Below are 21,677 nucleotides of genomic sequence, written 5' to 3' on the forward strand. Positions count from 1 at the left end.
ATCCTATCCGAACTAATTACCCGCCGAGAGCAAGGAATGAATGACCATGTCTACACTAAATTGGGTTCGCGACACGATAATGCTTAACGTGCAGCGAGTCTTATGTGCTCGGCGCGATTATCTGCCCGTATATGCCGCTGTATTAATACTGGGTATTAGTTCTCAGAGCGTTATGGCTGCAACACCTTTACCCGCGGTGACCGTCGCAGTCGTGACCTCAGCAACCCCAGATAGAGCATTGCAGTTTCTCGGACGGGTGGAAGCTATTCAGGCGGTGGATGTAACAACCCGAACCGAAGGGTTTATTGCCGCCAGATTGTTTACTGAAGGCCAGATGGTTAAGCAGGGGGATCTCCTATATGAAATTGATCCTGCTTTGCATCAGGCGTCTGTGACTCAGGCCCAGGCCCAGTTAGACAGTGCAACCGCCAGCGCCAACCATGCACAGGTGAATCTCACCCGTTTACAGCGTTTAGGCAATAACCGCTCGGTCAGTCAGGCTGAAGTCGATGAAGCACAAGCGCAGCGAGATATCAGCCGAGCGGCGGTGGCTCAGGCGCAGGCAAACTTGCAGATTCAACAACTGCAACTCAGTTTTACCCGTATTTATGCCCCGATCACCGGCCAAATTGGTCATAGTCGCTTCAATGTTGGCAGTTTGGTTAGCCCAGCCAGTGGCACTTTAGTGAGTATTGTGCAACTTGACCCTATTCGGGTGGCTATAGCGGTCAATGAAAGAGATTACATCACTGCCACCTATCAGTTATCCACGACAGGTACAGCCTCTGCCAGCGACAACAGCGCATTGGCATTTGAGCATTTCACTCCGCGTATTCAGTTGGCAAATGGTAAGCAATATCCCGAAAGCGGTGTTTTTGAATCTGTCGATAATCAAATTGATAAACAGACTGGGACTGTGACGATTCGCACCCGTTTTGATAACCCTCGGCATTTGTTATTGCCCGGTGGGGTGGTGAATGTCTCGCTGGCGGCTGAAACCGCAAAAGCAGTTACCGCCATCCCGATTGCAGCATTGCAACAAAATAAGCAGGGCCATTTTGTGTTGGTAGTCACAGATAAAGATCAGGTAGAAGTGCGGCCGGTCACCCTAGGCGAGCAGTTTGAACAGCAATATGAAGTGAAAGATGGGTTGAAAGTGGGCGAGCGCGTGATTGTATCGGGGCTACAGCATGTTCGTCCGGGTATGACAGTGAGCGCCAGTGTTGCCACGCCGCTGACTGCGAACTAAGGGGAAGGACAGATGCTGCATTTCTTTATTCGTCGCCCCAAGTTCGCCATTGTTATTGCGCTAGTAATAACCATTGTTGGCTGGGTGTCACTGCATGTGATTCCGGTCGAGCAATATCCGGATATCACGCCGCCAGTTGTGTCGGTCAGTGCCGTTTATCCGGGGGCCAGTGCCCGCGATGTGGCGCAAGCTATTGCGTCGCCGCTGGAGGCTCAGGTCAATGGTGTCAGCAATATGCTGTATATGGAGTCTACCAGTGGCAATAACGGCAGCTATCAACTGAGTATTACCTTCGCCAGCGGTACCGATCCGGATATGGCGGCAGTTGAGGTGCAAAACCGCATTTCTCAGGTGAGTGCTCAGCTCCCGGCTGAAGTGAATGAAAATGGTATTTCAGTGCGCAAACGCGCTTCTAACCTGCTATTGGGCGTGAGTGTTTTCTCGCCGAAACAGACCCATAACGCGCTGTTTGTGAGTAACTACACCAGCATACAGCTGCGTGATGCTATTGCGCGAATCAATGGTGTAGGTGATGTGCAGGTGTTTGGTGCGAGGGATTACAGCATGCGCGTGTGGTTGAATCCGCAACGCATGGAATCTCTGAATGTCAGCGTGCAGGACATTATCGCGGCATTACAACAGCAGAACGTGCAGGCGGCAGCAGGGCAGATTGGCTCGTCACCGTCGACCCCAGACCAGCAGCAAACCCTGACAATTAGCGGGCAAGGGCGGCTGAGTGATCCACAGGAATTTGCCAATGTCATTATTCGCAGCAATCCTCAGGGCGGTATGATTCGGCTGGGTGATGTTGCGCGCGTGGCACTCGGGGCGCAGAATTATCAAGTCAGTGCGGCACAAAACCAAACTGAGTCAGCCTTTTTGGTGGTTTATCCGGTACCCGGTGCCAATGCGTTAAATGTGGCAAATGGCGTGCGGGATGAGATGGCTCGCCTGTCAGCCTCTTTCCCTCCCGATCTGACCTATGAAATCAACTACGACTCCACTTTGCCGGTCACTGCAACCTTGCATGAAATCGCGCTTTCACTGACATTGACGCTGATTGTGGTGTTAGCGGTGGTGTATCTGTTTTTACAAAGTATGCGGGCGACCTTTATTGTCGCGCTCACCATTCCGGTTTCGCTGCTAGGCACCTTTGCTGTGTTGTATGTCTTTGGTTACTCAGCGAATACGCTCAGTCTGTTCGCGATTATTTTGGCTCTAACTATCGTGGTGGATGACGCCATTGTGGTGGTCGAAAACGTCGAGCGTTTGCTATCCAATGATCCAGATCTCACCCCGGCGCAAGCAACCAAACAGGCAATGAGCCAGATTGCCGGGCCAATTATTGCCACCACACTGGTGCTGATGGCGGTATTTGTGCCCATTGCTATATTGCCTGGCATTGTCGGGGAGCTGTATCGACAGTTTGCTGTCACCCTCTCGGCGGCGGTAATTTTGTCTAGTATCAATGCATTAACCTTAAGCCCCGCACTATGTGCTGTATTGCTTAAGCGCCGCACGTTGTCGACTACCGGCGTGTTTGGCGGCATCAACCGTGGGTTGGACAGTGCTCGTGATGGCTATGTCTCATTAACAGGGCGAATCAGTAGCCGCGCCGTATTCAGTATTGCCGCGTTACTGCTGGTGGGGTTGGCAACCTGGTGGGGCTATACCCGACTGCCGACCTCATTCTTGCCGGAAGAGGATCAGGGCTATTTCTTTGTCAGTTTGCAACTGCCCGATGGTGCGTCTTTGAATCGCACGCAGACGGTAATGGACCAGATGTACCAGCAGGTGACCGCCAACGACGCAGTCGAGGATGTGATCAAAATCACTGGGTTCAGCTTGCTTAGTGGCAATAACTCGCCGAATGCCGGTTTTGCGATTGTGATGCTCAAACCTTGGGGGCAACGGCCACATATTGATCAGGTACTGGCGAATATTCAGGCCAATCTGGCGGCCATTCCCTCCGCGATGATCATGGCGGTTAACCCACCGGCGATTGCTGGTTTAGGCAGTGCTTCGGGCTTTGATTTGCGGATTCAAGCCCTGTTGGGGCAAACCCCGCAGGAACTGGCACAGGTGAGTCAGGGGATTATTTTTGCTGCCAACCAAGACCCAAAACTGAGTCGGGTGTTTACCACCTTCAGTGCTTCAGTACCTGAAACCAATCTGAGTATTGACCGCGATCGTGCCGCTTTATTACAGGTGCCAGTCAGTCGTATTTTCCAGACTTTACAGACCTCACTGGGGGGGATGAATGCCGGTGATTTCACCCTCAATAACCGTATGTTTCGAGTGCAATTACAAAATGATATGGATTTCCGTCAGCGTACTGCGCAGATCAACAGTTTGAATGTGCGCAGTGATAACGGCGTATTAGTCAGTTTAGCGAATCTGGTCACTTTGACCCCCTCAGTTGGCGCGCCGTTTATCAGCAATTTTAATCAGTTCCCCTCGGTAGCGATTAGCGGGTCTGCAGCTGATGGGGCCAGTTCTGGGCAGGCAATGGCGGCGATGGAGGCGCTATTAGCACAAGATTTACCGCAAGGTTACAGCTATAGCTGGAGCGGGATGTCATGGCAAGAGCAGCAAACAGGCGGACAGGTCGTGTTTATTTATCTGGCGGCGTTAGTGTTCGCTTACTTGTTCCTGGTGGCCCAGTATGAAAGCTGGAGTATACCGCTGGTGGTGATCCTCTCGGTGGTATTTGCGGTGGGCGGTGCGGTCGCAGGGTTGTCAGCGATGGGCTTTGCCAATGATGTGTACGCACAGATCGGATTGGTGCTCTTGATAGGGCTAGCGGCCAAGAATGCGATATTGATTGTCGAGTTCTCCAAAGCTCGTCGGGAAGAGGGTGCGACGATTGCGCAGGCGGCACAAGACGGTGCCAAACAGCGTTTCCGCGCGGTGATGATGACGGCAATCTCGTTTATCCTTGGCGTGATGCCGCTGGTGTTTGCCAGTGGTGCGGGGGCAATGAGCCGTCAGATTATTGGTATCACCGTGTTTGGCGGCATGTTAATGGCCACCGCTGTCGGGATCTTGTTTATTCCTGCCCTGTATCTGCATATTCAGCGGTTACGTGAATGGGCAAAATCGCACCAACAGCCTTCGGATAATGACCCACAGCATTAATTAACTAAAATCCGATTTCCTGCACTAAAGCGCTATCGCCGGCGGCGAGTTGATACCTGGAAACCTGAACGAGGTTTGTGTATCAACTCCTCGCTTTTTTTACACTCATTCGTTGAGATAAATACCTGCGTTTAGTAGCAAAAAAGATCATTATTTTTATGGATATTTATTGGTGATAGATGTTCAACCACTCTGATATAAATATTGCTATTTGATGTGGCCTATATATTTCCTTATTGTTAACGCTAAAATTGCGTTGAGGTTAAAAGTTAATTTTTTCATATAGTTAAATGCTAACGTTCACTCTGCTTGAGTCAGCCATGCTGTTTTTACTATGTCTATTAATACACATAGTTGCTTTTTTTATTGTTTTCCAACCCTAAATAAAATGGCATAAAATTGCCATATAGAAAGTTACTTTCGGCTTTCAAATAACTTGCCGATAATTTATCAGCAGTCTATTTACCTTTTATCAGGGTAAATAGACTGTTATTTGAAAGTATATTTTCTTAATGCGGAATGTGTACTCTAGGGTGAGAATGAAAATCAGGGTTTATAGCCAGGACAACTATTTGACTACCGGCGTTAATGAGTTAATAAAATCAATCCCCTTAAATGGGGTTTATTGTGATGGCAGCATCATTATTATCGATTTATTGACTCCGGACTTTATGCTGCATAGCGACTTTTTTTCAAAAGAATGTTGTCACGCTATTTTTCTCGTCCGTAATGTTAATATAGATTTTTGGCTACGAAGAATCCCACATTGCTTTGATATTCATCTTATATCAGGTCAGATATCGCAGGAGGATTTTACGACTGAAATAAAAAAACTGATAGTCAATATTATGTGTCTTAGTTGTTATTGGGGAGGGATGAAAGAAGAGAGGGCTGAAATTTTAACGATGGAAAATAGCCTGACACTGCGTGAGTGTGAAGTGCTGAAGCTATATTGTATGGGGATGGGGGTTGAGGATATCGCCAGAAAATTGGTCATTCATCCTAAAACAGTCAGTGCGCATAAATGCTCTGTAATGAAGCGTATGATGTTAAAGGGTAATGCAGATTTGTTTGATATACACCAGCAAATAAATAACATTGAAGCCATTATAAGTGCTCAGGAACAACAATTTTCATCATTATTAACACCTTCACAGCAATGTAGACTTATTTCATCGATTAATTAACTTACCTTTGAATAGAAAAATAATTCATTAAAACTTATAGTTATTACTATACTGGTATAATTATTTTATCACATTAGGTATTGGCTTCAATGAATAAGCACTTATCAGAAATTGCCAGATTAATTGGCAATGAAATAGAAAAACATAAATCCTCATATTATATAAAATTCAAGAAGAATCAGAGAGTTGATTTTAAAAATAATGATCGTATCTATTTCTTGTCAGCGGGTTGTGTATCATTTTATCGCTATAACGATGATGTCCTTACCATTACCAAAGACGCTCCTTTCATGTTGGGATTAGCCCAAATGAAAAGCGAGGTAAAAAGTCATTATGTGCGCTGCAATACTGAATGCGAGATGTGGGGGATCTCGATAAGCGACGCTTGTATCTTGTTCGATAGTAAAGCTTTATGGGGACATGCTTTTGATATTCTTACAGATCAAGTTCAGGAGTATTTCAAAAGAGAACATATGATTTTGCAAAAAAACACCTATGGCATAATCAATGAGCACCTCAAGCATATATGGGAAATGGATGAAGAAGTGAGAAAGAAAACATCCATATATAGCTATATTTTGACAAGAAACCATATATCGCGGAGTGCGATACATAAAATAGTGAGAGAAATGATGATAGCGGGGGACATTATCGTCAATAGAGGTAGATTGATCGATTTCAAATGCCCTGAAAAGGCCGTCTGACAATGCTATATCTTCGAGGTTGACTACTTAGTGACCATGAGCGAAGTTTGTCTGGTGTATAAGCTTCACTTATATAATCGATCGCGGCATCAGTATATACGGCTGATTTTTATAGTAAATATGGTATGAAAATCCGCTTGTTCCGCTATTTTATGGTCATTACGAATGCATTTTTGGTAAAAATAAGTTAATATATTTTAATGATTACAGGCTGGGTCACCCTACGCACCTCCTCGTTTTACAACTATTCTTATAAATATCTCACGAAATTTGAATGCTAATTGGGTATTGCTGCGCACCATCATTTTCATACTTTATGCAGTGGAACTATCAGGAACATAAGGAAGAAAAAAATGGGACTACGAAGAAAGAGTGTTAAACCTATGCAAATCAATGATATTACGATCATTGATGACGCAAAACTAAAGAAAGCTATCACCGCAGCAGCGCTGGGCAACGCTATGGAGTGGTTCGACTTTGGTGTCTATGGTTTTGTCGCATTCGCACTTGGCCAGGTGTTTTTCCCCGGCGCTGACCCCGGTATTCAGATGATTGCCGCACTGGCGACCTTTTCCGTTCCTTTCCTGGTTCGGCCTCTCGGTGGCCTATTCTTTGGTGCATTGGGTGATAAGTATGGGCGACAAAAAGTTCTGTCAGTCACCATCATTATTATGTCAGTCAGTACCTTCTGTATTGGGTTGATTCCCTCCTATGCTTCGATAGGTATTTGGGCGCCCATCTTGCTGTTATTAGCCAAATTGGCACAAGGTTTTTCAGTTGGTGGCGAATATACCGGCGCAGCTATTTTTGTTGCTGAGTATTCACCGGACAGAAAACGTGGCTTCCTCGGCAGTTGGCTGGATTTTGGTTCCATTGCCGGTTTTGTTCTCGGGGCTGGCGTTGTATTACTGATATCCAGTATTGTCGGCGAGGCTAGTTTCCTTGAATGGGGATGGCGTATTCCGTTCTTTGTGGCGGCTCCATTAGGACTCATTGGTATCTATTTGCGTCATGCGCTGGAAGAAACACCGACTTTCCAGCAACACGTCGACAAAATAGATAATGACTCGCGCCATAATATTGCTCAGCCGCCGAAGGTTTCTTTCCGCGAAATTCTGACTAAACAATGGAAGAACCTGACTATTTGTGTCGGTATGGTGATTGCGACTAACGTCACTTATTACATGCTACTGACCTATATGCCGAGCTATCTGTCTCACAGCCTGCATTATTCAGAAGACCATGGTGTATTGATTATTATTGCCATCATGTTGGGTATGTTATTTGTTCAGCCGGTAATGGGGTTAATGAGTGACCGATTTGGCCGTAAACCTTTTGTTATATGCGGCAGTATTGGGTTGTTTATTCTCGCTATCCCAAGCTTCATTTTGATTAACAGCGGCATTATCGGTTTGATATTCTGCGGCTTGTTGATTCTGGCGATTTTACTTAACTGTTTTACCGGTGTGATGGCATCGATATTACCGGCGATGTTCCCAACCCATATTCGCTACAGCGCACTGGCTATCGCCTTTAATATCTCTGTATTAGTCGCAGGCCTGACACCGACAGCAGCCGCATGGTTGGTTGAAACTACTCAGAATCTATTTATGCCAGCCTATTATTTGATGGTAGTAGCGGTTATTGGTTTGGTGACAGGGGTGTTTATGAAGGAAACGGCGAATAAGCCACTGAAAGGGGCAACACCTGCGGCGTCAGATAGAGCCGAAGCCAAAGAGATATTGCAGGAACATCATGATCACATTGAACAGAATATTGAAGATATTGACCAGCAAATCGCGGATCTTGAGAAAAAAAGAAAGAATCTGATTGCTCAGCATCCGGATATTAATTAAAACGGTTTGGGAGGGGTATCACAGTTTTAGTTTGATTTAGATCAAGAAAATCCATTTCTATACAATAGCTTACCTTTATATTCAAATCTGTCTTTGACCCTCCCCCAGGGGGAGGGTTTAGATTATCGCCATGATTCCAACTTACCTAGAACATTTTCCTCTTACCGGAAGGATACCATGACAGTGAAAAAGACATTTGCTTCAACTGCCCGACTGGCTATTGTTGCTTTAGCCGCAGTCACTTTCAGCCATTTCGCCTCGGCGGCGACACAAACAGAATTTTTGGATCAACACGGTTTATCTGGAAAAACTACTGAGCAGATGATTGATGCTATTGATCAATCCAAACAAGATCGTCCTTTGGCCTATTCAGCGTCGGTAACGGGGACTGAATTGAAATTATCTGATGGGCAACAGCAGTTTTCTTTCCCGGTGGGGGATAAGTTCTATCTCTCATTTGCTCCTTATATAAACCAAACCCATCCCTGTTTTAACCACAGTTTATCCGGCTGTCGCGGCGAATTGGCGAATACCACATTTGATGTGAAAATTACTGATAAAGCCGGGAAAATTATTTTGCAAGATACCCTGACCAGTTATCAGAATGGTTTTATTGGTGTGTGGTTGCCGCGCAATACAGAAGGGACGATTGAAGTGAGCTATCAAGGTCTCAAAGCAGTATCACCTTTTGCGACCCAAGCTGAAAGCCAAACTTGCATGACGACACTACATTTGCAGAAATAAAGCTTATCAGAATCATCCTGAGGTAAGTTATACGATAATAAAAATCAGCTTAGCGGCTGATTTTTATTATCGTATAACTGTTTAGATGCGTATGTCATATTGTTGGTGTTTTTAAATTATTAAATCCTGCCTATACTTATTATGTTGGTTTAAAATGTCACAGTAAGATAATTTTAATTTAAAATTATTAAAAATAAAATGTTCGATAAATAAGTTATTTATAAAAAAATATTTTTTGAGCTATAGTCTACTTCTTTATGATGCCATATGTAATATTAAACAAAATATCCAATGTCATCAGTGTTTGCTCTCTGAGTTTCCGACTCATGTTCATCAAAGTCGGTTCTATTATGTACAGAAGATTTCATTATGTTTCAACTGATACAAAGCGTTTTGACCAGTTCTTTTAATGCGGTGTGCATTATCTATTTTTGTATTTCGTTACCTTATCTATACATTCTTACCAGAAAAAACCCTAATAAACTTCATTATAAAATTCTGATGGGATTAATTGCAGGTTTTACAGCGTCTTACTTGGCCGATTTTCATGATCAAACCAGTACCACATTGTATGGATTGATCCTCAGTCCTATTGTACTTACTGCATTGATTTTCGGCCCCATTTCATTATTGGTAAGTTATGTTATTCATGTCGCTTTTGTGTTCGGTTTATCACCGTTTTATGATATTTTTATAATGTCATTTATGTTCTTATCAATAGCACTAAAAATTTGGGATAACAAAAAATATTATACTTTCTTTCTCTCGATATTCATTCCTCAATGCATAAATATAGCCCTTAATTTCGATAAGCTAGTACATTTAGGATTTCTTCCTCGTGCCATATTTAAATCAGCAATGAGTATCATCTTACTCTCAATGCTTTATTTGATTTTTACACGTTTTAAAAAAACATTCAGTAAATTCTCTATTCTGAAGTTTCAGTCTTCGACTGACCAACTCACTAAGCTACCGAATAGATTTAGTATCAATCGTCATTTGGATGATTTTAAGAAAACACGAAAGGACTGCTTTATTGCTCTGATTGATATAGATTTTTTCAAAAATGTCAATGATAATCATGGTCACTCTGCGGGTGATAAAATTTTATATGATATTGCTCAGGAGCTGAGGTCGATAATACGCGGAAATGATTTTCTGGGGCGTTATGGTGGTGAAGAGTTTCTATTATTGATTCATACTTCTGATAGAAAGATTGCTAGTGAGATTTTGGACCGAATTATTTTGCATATTCGAGACACCCTATTTGTTACTCCTGATAACCACTCTTTAAGCATTACTATCTCTATTGGTGCTGCTTTGTATGTCAAAGATAGCTCATTTGATCATGCTATTGAGTTGGCAGATAAATCCCTCTATCAGGCAAAGAATGGCGGTAGAGACCAGTTTGTTTTGTTCTAGAGTTAGCCTTTGGGGTAAAGCCTGATTTTACTTAACCTATGTTGTTCCAGCTGATTTTGTTCTAATTTAGGTCAATATTTCACATAAATGGCAGAGGTTGGCTGTGGGTCGAGAAAAGGTTGTTATCGTTATTGATATGCAAAATGGTGTTTTAGCTAATCCTCGCTTTGATCGCGAAGGTAGAGTCACCCGTATTAATCAGCTGATAGATCATGCTGACCAGGTTATTTTCATACAACATATTGAAGATAACATGACCGAGGGGAGTGAGTTGTGGCAGCTATTGCCGGAGCTTCATCACCCGGAAAGCGCAATATCTGTGAATAAAACGGCTTGTGATTCGTTTTATCGAACTTCACTCGATAATGTTATCGCCAAATTGGGGGCAACTCATCTCACTATCTGCGGTTGTGCCACTGATTATTGTGTTGATACCACAGTTAAAATTGCAGCCAGTAAGGGATACGCTCTGACCATTGCCTCTGATGCCCATACTACTGCGGATAGACAACACGTCACCGCCCAGCAACTTATTGCACAGCATAATGAAGTCTGGTCTGAACTTGCCATTCCGGGGAATCGTATTTCTGTAAAAACCACACAGCAGATTCTGACCGATTGGGCTGGTTAACTGTTTTGGCTATATTTTCTTAATACTATTTATCTAAGATAATTTTGGGGAGCGTTTTTTACTCCCCCCAACTTGTTATTTAATCCAATGCTTCTTCCTGCACTTCCAATACATGATATGCCGTTGAACAGAATAGTGAGTTCAAGCGCTTCATATCCCCCAATAGCCCCATATGTAGGCTGCTGGTCTCAATACTTAGCACGTTTTGTTGATGCAAACGCTCAACGTGAGCATGAGAGTAACGGCGGTTTAGTAAGCGAAAACGATGTTTGGCGCGGCGTAAGCGCTTAGCGTTATTAATATCGCGCGATAAAAATACTGACATTCCTAAATCCAGATTCGTCACCAACCGGGCATGTAGGGTATTTAATTCCTCCAACCCTTCGGCTGAAAATGGCTTGCGCGCATTGAGTGATTTGGCGGCGACATCCGAGGTCATGCGGCCAATAATATCGCCTGCTTGCTGGAGATTGACTGCGGTATCAATGATTTCTGCCCATCGCCGTGAATCAATCTCGCCTAATTCATCTTGCTGAATTTGGGCTAAATACAGTTTTATCGCGCTATACAGCATGTCGACTTCATCTTCCAACAAGCTGACTTCATGCTTTTGCTGTTTATTGCCCTCCAACACTTCTTTAAAGCGAAATAACATCTGCTCCAGCACATCCCCCATACGCAGGGTTTCCCGTACTGCGTTGGCTAATGCCAGTGATGGAGTATCTATAGCGGTAATATCGAGATAACGCGGCGCAGAAGGCTGTGCGGTATTGGGGTCATCACTGACCAACCGGTTACAAATACGTGCCATCACTCCAACAAATGGCAACATCAACAAGCAGCGCAGCAGGTTATAGAAAACGTGGAAGTAAATGACCACTTCGGCGGCAGGTAAATTTCGCCCGAACAGCCATTGCCCTAACACATTGACCCAGGGAACCACCAAAATGCAGCCAATAACCTTAAACAGCAAGCTCCCCAACACCACTTGGCGGGAGACGGCATTCTGCCCACGGCTACTGATTAAGGCCAGAAATCCGCTGCCCAGATTTGAACCAATCACAATGCAGAGCGCGATATTCAGTGGCACCAGACCGGTGGCGGCGAGTGTCGCGGTCAGCAGAACGGCAGCTAAACTGGAATAACTGATCATGGCAAACAGCGCACCAATCAGCAGCGCCAGAATGGTATCACCGGTCAGGGAGGAGAAAATGGCCTGAACCGCAGTCGCCTGTGTAATCGGCCCGGCGGCGGTGACAATCAGTTGCAGCGCCAGAATAATCAGCCCAAGACCAATACACACTCGCCCCATCTGGCCCACACGCGCTTTGCGCTGCCCGAGGAAGACAATTACCCCGCCCAAAATCAGCAGTGGCGACAACCAGGAGAGATCAAAGGTCAGCACTCGCGCCATCAGTGCGGTGCCGACATCGGCCCCTAACATAATCACCAGGGCAGGGGACAATGAAATCAGCCCCTGTGAGACAAATGAAATCACCAGCAACGCCGTAGCATTACTACTTTGCACCAGCGCGGTGACGCCAATCCCGGCCATAAATGCCGTCGGTTTTTTCTGGATACTGGCGCTCAGGACTCGGCGTAAATCAGCACCATAAACCCGCATAATACCTGTGCGGACGATGTGTGTGCCCCACACCAGTAGGGCGACAGATGAAAGCAGATGAAGCAGTGTCAGCATGGTCAGTCTCAGATTGTGGTGAGTGGCTCCAGATTATTCCCGTCATTCTTCAAGCTGCATGTGCGTTAGCTGCCTTCGCTCACCTCAGTCACTTACTGGTCGTTGACCTTAAAGTAAGTAGACTCCCGGGGATTTTCTCAGTTGCCGCCTTCCTGCAACTCGAATTATTTTGGGTATAGGTGAAATTGCTCAAGGCTTGATGGATGGCGTCTAGGAGCTTTTTATTATCAACAGTTTGCAGTATGTTTGCCGGTTTGCCCTGTGGTGCCGGAATACCGACATCCAAACGCAGATTCTCCGGGCTAAAGCGTAATGTCATACCGCGGGTCAGTGCCCCTTCCAACGCAACATCAATATAGTCGCGGGTGGTGGTCACGATGCTTTTATCCAGTAACCAGGCGACGACCAGTGCATCATGAACCCAACAACCCGGCAACCCACGAGTTTGCATCGAGTAGCTTATCCACGGGCGCAAAGTTTCTACCAGATAGCGGCTGAGTGGCGAGTCAATTTGCGCAATCTTATCCAAATCTTGATGCAGCATTTGGGTCTGCGTGGTGACATCCAAAGGTGCCAGTGTAATGTTAGCACCGCTGGTCAGCACCACATGTGCAGCTTCGGGATCGATACCAAAATTAGTGTCTTTAAGATAACCCTCGACATTAAAGACGCCTCCCATGATAGCAATTTCTGCCACCGATGACGCCATTTGCGGGTAAAGCTGTATGGCATGAGCGATATTTGTCAGTGGGCCAATAGCCACTAAGGTTATTTCACCGGGGTTATTGCAAATTAATTCACCGATGGCATGGGCCGCTAACGGTGCGCCGGAAGCCACCTGGGGTGGCACCGGTGTTTGTTGCCAAAGCGCAGTTAATCCATTTCTGGCTGCACCATTATCGAGTTTATCGCGCCAAAGTGCAGTTGGCTCCACCAGCGCTTGCGACGCGCCTCGAATGATGGGGATATCCAATCCCAGACGGCTCACTAAATCATGGGCAACAGAAAATCCTACTTCGCATGGGGTATTTCCCGCCACGATAGTGATTAATTCTAATGTTATTTCCGGAGCGGCGATGGCCAGTGCGAGAGCCAAACCATCATCGACATTGGCGCCGGGTACGCCATTTCCTGGGTCACAATCAATAATTAAACGCATGTTTTTAACTTTTATAATGGGAAATCAATTTCTTTGGCTATGGGAACAACCGCAGGACTCACCGATTTGTAGCGAAAAATCGAATTCACGAATAGTCGGTTTACCGTCCCAATTTTTTAGCATTTCTATGGCGGTTTTTGCCATGGCATCCAACGGCTGACGTACGGTCGTTAATGAAGGCACGTTATATTCAGACTCAATGGTGCCGTTAAAACAGATAAGCGCCAGATCTCTCGGTGCGGTCAGATTATGCTCGGCCATAGCGCGTAAACAGCCCAATGCTTGTAATTCATTGGTGGTGAATAGTGCCTGTGGCAATGGCCCTTTCAACATTTGTTGTGCGGCCTGATAACCGCCGGGGCGGGTATATGTGGTCGAGAAAATCCACTCATTGCGTACCCGCAGCCCCGCTTGTTGCAATGCATCGCGCCAGCCATTCAACCTATCTTGAGTATTGAGCATATCCAGCGGGCCGCAAATAATGGCGATGTCACGATGACCATGTTCAATCAGATGTTGAGTGGCCTGAAACGCCGCAGCGCGTTCATCCACACGAATAGCACTGATTTTTTGTGCATCGTCGACTCTGTCGAGCATGACAAAAGGCGTGCCAGTAGCCTGAATTAATTCGATATAGGGATGGCGATCAACACTGGTATATAACAAGCCATCAACCTGACGATGCAGCAAATTATTGATAAGTTCGCGTTCGCGCTGCCGGTCATCTCCCGCATCACCCAATAACAATACTTGCCCGTTGGCAAAGGCTTCACGTTGCAGAGCATGGGCCATTGACGAGATAAAAGGGTTGGAAATATTGGGAACAATCAGGCCATAGGTTTGAGTGGTCCCGCGCGCTAATGATCGGGCAATCTCATTGGGGCGGTAACCGGTTTTTTTAATCGCATCAAGCACGCGTTGTTTGGTGGCGGGAGCAACTGGCCGTGGCCCGTTATTAATGACGTAACTCACTACCGCCACAGAAGTTCCTGCTTCGCGTGCGACATCAGAACGTGTAATACGACGAGACTGCGGGTTGACCAAAGTTACCTCGATGCTAAACATCCCTAAAGGAGATATCTGGGGGAAATCCCCAGTAAAGGTGGCAATAAACTCACTTTACTGGGAATAACAGATAGTTACATCAGAGAATGGCGTTTTCTGCTATTAAATCGCATCTTCTGGCAAATTGAGGTCACGCCCACGAGTTTCTGGCGCAAAGAACGTGGTAACGAACCCAATCCCCGCCATTACGGCGAAATACAGTGCAATTGGCCACCAGTGGCCAGTGAGTGTCAACATGGCTGCCGCGATTAATGGTGCAGTCCCACCGGATAAAATGGAGCCTAACTCTTTCGCGACTGCCATCTTGGTATAGCGATTAGTCACACCAAATAACTCGACACCCCATGCTGCTTGCACCCCAAAGATACCCAGTGACGCCAAACCCATACCTACAATGATAGTCCCCATTACAATAATCGGCTCGCGGGTTTCCAACAGCATAAATGCCGGGAAAGCATAGATAATTAATAACAGGCAGAACCAACGATAAGTAATACGCCGGCCAAAGCGGTCTGACAGATAACCCGCCAGTGGAATAATCAGGAAGCCCAGACAGGAAGCAATAAACACCGCCATGGTGGGCACCGATTTATCCACCATCAGCACTTTGGCAACATAGCCAATCATAAAACCTTGAGCCAGATAAGACGGGCCGTTCTCGCCAATACGCAAGCCCACCATTATCCAAAACGATTTGCTGCGCTGCCAGAAAGTGCGATTATCCACTTCGGCCGTATGCTCGCGGCCCAAGGCTAATGCTTGTTGACGCTGTTGTTCCAACACCAATTTTTGGCGTTCAAAGACCGGAGTTTCACGCATGTGACGACGGATAAACAGTGCTGCACCAGCGATTAAAATGCTGGAAAGGAATGGAATGCGCCAGCCCCAGTCGAGCAGAGTTTGTTTGTCCATCTGTAAGACCAGCAACCACACCAGTGCCGCCAGCAGCGTACCGCTGTTAGACCCCAATGCGATAATGGAAGAGACTAAACCACGCCTTTTGGCGGGAGCATATTCTCCCAACATCACCGCGCCACCAGACAGTTCGGCACCCGCTCCCAGCCCTTGCATAAAACGCAAGAAAGCCAAACAGGCCGGAGCCCACAAGCCGATAGAGGCGTAACTTGGGATCAGGCCAATCATGGTAGTGGAAGCCCCCATCAAGCTGATGGTGGTAATCATCACCACTTTCCGGCCTTTGCGATCACCTAATCTACCGAACAGCAGAGCGCCAATAGGGCGGGCAATAAAGCCGACAGAGTAAGTGGCGAAACTGGATAACAACGCGATTGCAGGTGTTGCTTCAGGGAAGAAGACATCACCAAATATTATGCCAGCCGCTAAACCATAAAGTGCAAAGTCTGCATATTCCATGGCCGTGCCGAGCCAGCACGAAAAGGTTGCGCGCCAAAAGTCTTTACGACCTTCGGGCGTAGCCAGGCGCTCTTCCGCAGCCATGCTCTCTGATGGAGCATTGTCTGCCGCCGAGCTATTTAGTGAAGTCATTAAAAAAGTTCCCCTGGTGTTGAAGCATTATGTTCACGCACTAATGTGTCTTTATTCGTCTGTTACTCAGTTGCCGGAGTTAATCAGCAAAACTGGGTTGAACGAGGAAACATTAGATAACGTTAATCTTGTTTCGTGTTTTTAGTGTATCTACCCGCGTAGATAGATCAAATTAATTATCGTTACTTTAGAGATTGTTCACGAAACTGTCATATAACTGCTTGGAATTTGCACGAAATTTGCGGGCTGGCACAATAAAGTCAGCCATAGGTAAGAATAGAAAATGGGTAAACCGCGATCGGAATAGCGCGACTCAAAGCCGCAATCAGCCTGTTTTTACCGCAGAATAATGGCTAACGCGTGAGCCTTTTCGCTAAAATCGCCTGCCCAATAGCAACATTGCCATTTTTTATTAGATTTTCACTTGCACCGGTAGCATCGGCGTCGCTCTTATTTTGGCTAAGTTTCATCACACCGGTTAGCTCTGTAATCACTATCTCGACCCCGACAATCGCCTTTATCATGGCGTTGATATATTGCTCTGGCGCATCTGCTATTTGCCAGGGCTTTTCCTGCATGGATTCTTGTTGCTTTGTCAGTTGGGTCAACTGGTCATGAAGATAGAACTTATCATCATGAATGATGATTTTTCCGCGTACATGGGCTGCTTGATAGTTCCAGGTTGGCACTTGTTGGTGATGCTCGTGTTTACTGGGATACCAACTGGGGGAGATATAGGCATTTTCCCCACGAAAAATCACCAGCACTTCTTCGTTTTGCTGCACGTCCAGCCAAAGCGGATTTGCTCGCGCTATATGAGCATGTAGCGAACCCGCACCTTCCTCTGAGGGCTGGAACGCGAAGGGAATATGCCAGGCATCGAGTATCCCGGTTTTTTGACTCACAAGAATACCCAGTGGATGTTGCTGAATAAGCGCATGCAAAACTTCTGGGCGATGCTCTTGGAATTGACGCGGAGAGTACATATTCCACTCCTTTAGCTATTTGTTTTTTATATGCCCATATCAAATGGGATGAAAACGGCCTGATAGCGTCGAAAGTACGGTAATAGTGGTTTACTATTAAGTACCAGATTGCTGATTAATTAATGGGCCACAATTAATGTCGAGAAAAGCCAAGGTGGTTGATATTCCGGTCATTGGTGAGTTGAACCGAACCACCGGGAATTTGAGTCTGCAACTGGCGAGATCCCTGCGTAATGCTATCCATAAAGGTGAACTGAAAGCGGGGGATCTTTTACCCTCAACCCGCGTTCTTTCTCGTGCGCTCAATGTCGCCAGAGGCACGGTACTCGAGGCATTTGAGCAATTAAAGGCCGAGGGTTTTTTGGACTCACAATACGGTTCTGGCACACGCGTGGCCCAATTGATTGAGAGTGATATTCAGAAGCCATCACTGGTTATTTCTCATGCCGAGGACGACATTCCTTTATCGGCACAGGCTCAGGCATTTGCCCGAACAGCGGCTCAGATGAAACCTTTGGCACCAGTACCTTTTGCCGTTTCAGTTCCTGCATTGGATACCGCACCCGATGATATTTGGCGGCGGCTGGGTAATCGGGTTCGAGCCAAGGGGCCAGGAGCGCCTTCAGGCTATGGTGATCCACAAGGCGCGCTGGCACTACGTGAAGCGATATGCGAGTACGTGCGCAAATCTCGCTCGGTTCACTGTACGCCTCAGCAGATTATTATTACCTCCGGCACTCAGCAGGGTCTGTATTTGGCGACCCAAATACTGCTTGATGCTGGTGATAGCGCATGGGTTGAGGAGCCAGCATACCCTGGGATTACGGCGATTTTCACTAGCGCATTTCTCGACAGAACGATGGCGAGAATTCCTGTTGGTGCAGCGGGGATTGACGTCACCGCGGGTAGAGATATTGCGCCGACTGCCAAGGTCGCGTTTGTCACGCCATCTCATCAATACCCGCTGGGGATGCCGATGAGCATGGCACAGAGGACGGCACTGTTGGCATGGGCAAAAGAGAATAAAGCCTGGATTGTTGAGGATGATTATGACAGCGAAATGCGCTATTCAGGGCATCCGTTCGCTGCTCTTCAAGGGCTGGATCCTGCCAGAGTCATTTATCTTGGGACTTTCAGTAAAGTGCTTTTCCCTTCTTTAAGACTGGGCTATGCCATTGTTCCTGAAGCGCTGGTTGATGCTTTCTGTGGGGCAAGGGTGTTGATGGACCGTCATCCTCCGAGTGCTGATCAGTATGTGCTGGCCAGTTTTATGGCTGAGGGATATCTCGATCGTCATATCAGGAAGATGCGCAGTGTTTATGCAGAAAAGCACCGAGCGCTGATTGAGGCCGTCAAAACACATATCAACGTGGAACTCGCCGAACTTCAACCTTGTGACCAGGGAATGCACATGGTTTTGTGGCTAAAACAGGGGTTGGATGATAGTAAAGTAGTACAAAAATGTACGGCGACAGGCATATCGGTACGCGCGATTTCCCCTATGTATGGCACCAATATTCGTCGCTCCGGGCTGCTGCTTGGGTTGGGGGGATACAGTAACGAAGATATTGTCCGGGCAATCATTAAGCTGAATGAAATTATTATCTCGCTGATTCCACGACAATAAGAGAGAACGATGGTGCACCAGCGGCACCATCGTTTTAGCTTTATCTGGAAAATTTCTTGGCACCAAATACACACACCAATACGCCAGCCATGACCACAATCATGGACGGTTGCACCGTCTCATGGAGCACCAGGCTGGCGAGCGCCAGTCCAAAAAACGGTTGTAATAGCTGCAACTGCCCGACGGCGGCAATCCCCCCCTGCGCCAGACCTCGATACCAGAAAATGAACCCAATCCACATGCTAAACAAGGAGACGTAAGCCAGCGCTACCCATGCAGCAGTACTCACTGTTGGCATAGTCTCTGGCGCTGTCAGCGATGTTACGCCGGCGGTTAGAGGCAAAGAGATGACCAACGCCCAAGAGATAACCTGCCAGCCCCCCAGTTTGCGGGAAAGCACCGCGCCCTCAGCATAACCCAGGCCGCAAAGCAGCACTGCGACGACAATCAGTACATCACCGGTAATTGAGCTTCCCGAGCTATGGCTTACGGCAAAAGCACCCACGAGCAGACTCCCCAATACAGAGAACACCCAAAAAGCGGCTCTCGGGCGCTCTTTGCCACGCAGGACACCAAAACATGCCGTTGCCAGTGGCAGTAGGCCGATGTAAACCAGAGAATGTGCCGATGTGGTGTGTTGCAGTGCCAGTGCTGTCAGCAGTGGGAAGCCAATGACGACGCCAGATGCCACAAAAATTAACGGCAAAATATCTTGCTGCTGTGGTCGTTTCTGCCGCGTTATAACCAACACACTCAGTGCCAGCAACGCCGCCAATACTGCTCTCATTCCCGTCAGGAACAATGGAGGAAACTCTAATACAGCGACTCGTGTTGCGGGCAAGGAACCACTGAAGATAAACATCCCAATAAACCCATTGACCCAACCTTTAGCTAAACGGCTGTCACTGTGTTTGTTCAGGGGAATATTCCCGTGTGCTTTTTCTGTATGACGCCCCATGGTGCTAAAACTCCAATCCTCAAAACAGGTATGCCTGATTGAGCAATCTATTGTCATAAGTGACAGATTATTTTCCGGATTAAGTGGTCTACGCACAGATCCACATAATGAGATTTTTATCGAACCACTTTATTAATCATTGATCAGTTTACTTAACGTATTAAGTTATTCTCACTAAATGGTGAACCCATATTATTGAGCAACATATTATATTTATTAGAATTGTTAATTTTTCACTTTTAATATAATAAATTGATGAAATTATATACCTATGTCTTATGTTTAATTTGGTTATTATTTCATATTAATAATGTCTTGCTATCTGTTATTTTAATGTTAATAGTGACTATATCAATAATATTATCAATGTCTTTAGTATTGATTATATTGAGTAAAGTATCTATGTAGATGATTATTTAGGTAAATCAAGCTGGTAATGAAAGTGACAAGGGATATTAAGCTATAGCGTAAACAGCAGCGGCCACGCGTAAATAAAAAACAACAAATAACATTAAATGTATTTAACATTAGTTAGTGGCGTGCTTGTATTTAGCGGTCATTATATATGCGGGCAAAGGTTCTGCCTCAATGAGACTTAACGTTTTGTCTGGATGTTGCGGTTATAACTCTTATTTAATATTACATTAGAGGTATTATAAGCATGATAACTAATAAGACGTTTACGCCTGAACGTGAAAAGGCCGCTTTATATTTACTGGGCGAAGCCATGGGGTTTAGCTATCAGGGGGCGCTGCGTGCCGCCGCTGTTTTAGGGGTGGCAGACCATCTGGTTGATGGGCCAAAAACAGCAGAGCAACTTGGCAAAGAACTTGGTGTTAATTCGCAAAATCTGTATCGGGTCATGCGGTTATTGGCAACAAAAGATATCTTTAGGGAAATTGATGGGCGGAGATTTGAACTCACTTTTGCGGCAGAGTTTTTGTGTACATTAACGTCCTATTCTCTGCGCCATGCCGTATTGATGATAACCGATGAAACCATGTGGAGACCTCTCGGGAATATCGTCGACGAAATTCATGGTCAATCTGCTTTTAAAAATATATATGGCATGTCATTTTTCGAATATTGGTCAAAACCACAGACACGTATGCCAGAATATGATTTTCACACTGGCATGTCGTCTATGTCGGTGGTGGAAAACCTCGCTTTGGTGCGCGGTTATCATTTCCCTGAAAACACCACTGTTGCGGATATTGCGGGGGGATTGGGCGGGTTATTGTTAACCGTCTTGCAGGCTAATCCAACACTTTACGGTATTTTGTTTGACCAGGCTCCAATTCTGGCAAGGCATCGCCTGGGTGAATTGGGCGATGATTCTCGCTGGAGACTGCAACCGGGGAGTTTCTTTGAATCCTGTCCTGCGGCAGATATTTATTTACTGAAATACATTACCCATGACTGGCCGGATGAAAAGACTGCCGAAATACTCCACAACTGCCGCAAGGCGATGCTTCCTAATGGGAAAGTGCTGATCATGGATAATATTATCCCCGAGGGTAATGTTCCTCATTTTGGTAAAAATATGGACCTCTTCCTTATGGGGAGTTTTGACGGCGGTAGAGAACGTACCGAGACCGAGCTGAAAGAGTTGCTTGCCAAAGCCGATCTTAAATTAAACCGCATTATAGACACTGGCAGTTATATCTCGATAGTCGAGGCGGTTGCTCATTAAATATTGAGATTCTTATACCCCTCATCGTTCCTGCTGCCTGTGCGTCGGCTGCT

The 21,677-nt window shown here is 46.0% G+C and carries 16 protein-coding genes; 10 read left to right on the forward strand and 6 right to left on the reverse strand.

Annotated elements, in window-relative coordinates; translation table 11 throughout:
- The first annotated feature begins 46 nt into the window (after positions 1-46).
- The 8 genes from QSV56_RS14720 to QSV56_RS14755 all read left to right on the forward strand — a co-directional run bounded on the left by QSV56_RS14720 (position 47) and on the right by QSV56_RS14755 (position 10,931).
- Positions 47-1,249: an efflux RND transporter periplasmic adaptor subunit gene (locus QSV56_RS14720; RefSeq protein WP_050915221.1), complete on the forward strand. Its 1,203-nt coding sequence runs from the start codon at positions 47-49 to the stop codon at positions 1,247-1,249.
- A 12-nt stretch (positions 1,250-1,261) separates the two neighbouring features.
- Positions 1,262-4,387 (forward strand): efflux RND transporter permease subunit, encoded by a 3,126-nt coding sequence (locus QSV56_RS14725; RefSeq protein ID WP_050916953.1) that lies wholly within the window; start codon positions 1,262-1,264, stop codon positions 4,385-4,387.
- A 539-nt stretch (positions 4,388-4,926) separates the two neighbouring features.
- Positions 4,927-5,574, forward strand: a complete 648-nt coding sequence (locus QSV56_RS14730; RefSeq protein WP_019079055.1) for a helix-turn-helix transcriptional regulator — start codon at positions 4,927-4,929, stop codon at positions 5,572-5,574.
- Positions 5,575-5,663: 89 nt separating this feature from the next.
- Complete coding sequence (locus QSV56_RS14735) at positions 5,664-6,278, forward strand: helix-turn-helix domain-containing protein (RefSeq protein WP_046050261.1); 615 nt, start codon at positions 5,664-5,666, stop codon at positions 6,276-6,278.
- Positions 6,279-6,631: 353 nt separating this feature from the next.
- Entirely contained in the window at positions 6,632-8,134 is a 1,503-nt protein-coding gene (gene proP / locus QSV56_RS14740; protein ID WP_032900521.1) for a glycine betaine/L-proline transporter ProP, read from the forward strand.
- Between the two features lie 183 nt (positions 8,135-8,317).
- Positions 8,318-8,878 (forward strand): copper-binding periplasmic metallochaperone CueP, encoded by a 561-nt coding sequence (gene cueP / locus QSV56_RS14745; RefSeq protein WP_301212953.1) that lies wholly within the window; start codon positions 8,318-8,320, stop codon positions 8,876-8,878.
- Between the two features lie 369 nt (positions 8,879-9,247).
- On the forward strand, positions 9,248-10,300 hold the full coding sequence (locus QSV56_RS14750) for a GGDEF domain-containing protein (RefSeq protein ID WP_113773194.1): 1,053 nt from the start codon (positions 9,248-9,250) through the stop codon (positions 10,298-10,300).
- Positions 10,301-10,403: 103 nt separating this feature from the next.
- A complete protein-coding gene (locus QSV56_RS14755) occupies positions 10,404-10,931 on the forward strand; it encodes an isochorismatase family protein (RefSeq protein ID WP_301212954.1) in 528 nt (175 codons plus the stop codon).
- A gap of 79 nt (positions 10,932-11,010) precedes the next feature.
- On the opposite strand, the gene QSV56_RS14760 is transcribed toward QSV56_RS14755, so the two are convergent.
- The 5 genes from QSV56_RS14760 to QSV56_RS14780 all read right to left on the reverse strand — a co-directional run bounded on the left by QSV56_RS14760 (position 11,011) and on the right by QSV56_RS14780 (position 17,346).
- Positions 11,011-12,630, reverse strand: a complete 1,620-nt coding sequence (locus QSV56_RS14760; protein ID WP_019079048.1) for a Na/Pi cotransporter family protein — start codon at positions 12,628-12,630, stop codon at positions 11,011-11,013.
- Positions 12,631-12,718: 88 nt separating this feature from the next.
- Positions 12,719-13,789 (reverse strand): nucleoside hydrolase, encoded by a 1,071-nt coding sequence (locus tag QSV56_RS14765; protein WP_050876744.1) that lies wholly within the window; start codon positions 13,787-13,789, stop codon positions 12,719-12,721.
- 24 nt (positions 13,790-13,813) lie between these two features.
- Positions 13,814-14,854: a LacI family DNA-binding transcriptional regulator gene (locus QSV56_RS14770; protein ID WP_019082374.1), complete on the reverse strand. Its 1,041-nt coding sequence runs from the start codon at positions 14,852-14,854 to the stop codon at positions 13,814-13,816.
- 102 nt (positions 14,855-14,956) lie between these two features.
- On the reverse strand, positions 14,957-16,360 hold the full coding sequence (locus QSV56_RS14775; RefSeq protein ID WP_005157204.1) for an MFS transporter: 1,404 nt from the start codon (positions 16,358-16,360) through the stop codon (positions 14,957-14,959).
- Positions 16,361-16,713: 353 nt separating this feature from the next.
- On the reverse strand, positions 16,714-17,346 hold the full coding sequence (locus QSV56_RS14780) for an FMN-binding negative transcriptional regulator (RefSeq protein WP_019079045.1): 633 nt from the start codon (positions 17,344-17,346) through the stop codon (positions 16,714-16,716).
- 136 nt (positions 17,347-17,482) lie between these two features.
- Between QSV56_RS14780 and QSV56_RS14785 the strand changes: the two genes are divergently transcribed.
- Positions 17,483-18,973 (forward strand): PLP-dependent aminotransferase family protein, encoded by a 1,491-nt coding sequence (locus QSV56_RS14785; RefSeq protein WP_301212955.1) that lies wholly within the window; start codon positions 17,483-17,485, stop codon positions 18,971-18,973.
- A gap of 40 nt (positions 18,974-19,013) precedes the next feature.
- Here the strand turns inward: QSV56_RS14785 and QSV56_RS14790 are convergent, their stop codons facing one another.
- Positions 19,014-19,931 carry a DMT family transporter gene (locus QSV56_RS14790; RefSeq protein WP_046050266.1) on the reverse strand — a complete coding sequence of 306 codons (918 nt, stop codon included), beginning with the start codon at positions 19,929-19,931 and terminating at the stop codon, positions 19,014-19,016.
- Between the two features lie 661 nt (positions 19,932-20,592).
- On the opposite strand from QSV56_RS14790, the gene QSV56_RS14795 reads away from it, so the two are divergent.
- On the forward strand, positions 20,593-21,624 hold the full coding sequence (locus QSV56_RS14795; protein WP_046050267.1) for a methyltransferase: 1,032 nt from the start codon (positions 20,593-20,595) through the stop codon (positions 21,622-21,624).
- Positions 21,625-21,677: the final 53 nt, after the last annotated feature.

It is taken from the genome of Yersinia sp. 22-579 (genome assembly GCF_030433455.1).
Taxonomy (GTDB): domain Bacteria; phylum Pseudomonadota; class Gammaproteobacteria; order Enterobacterales; family Enterobacteriaceae; genus Yersinia; species Yersinia enterocolitica.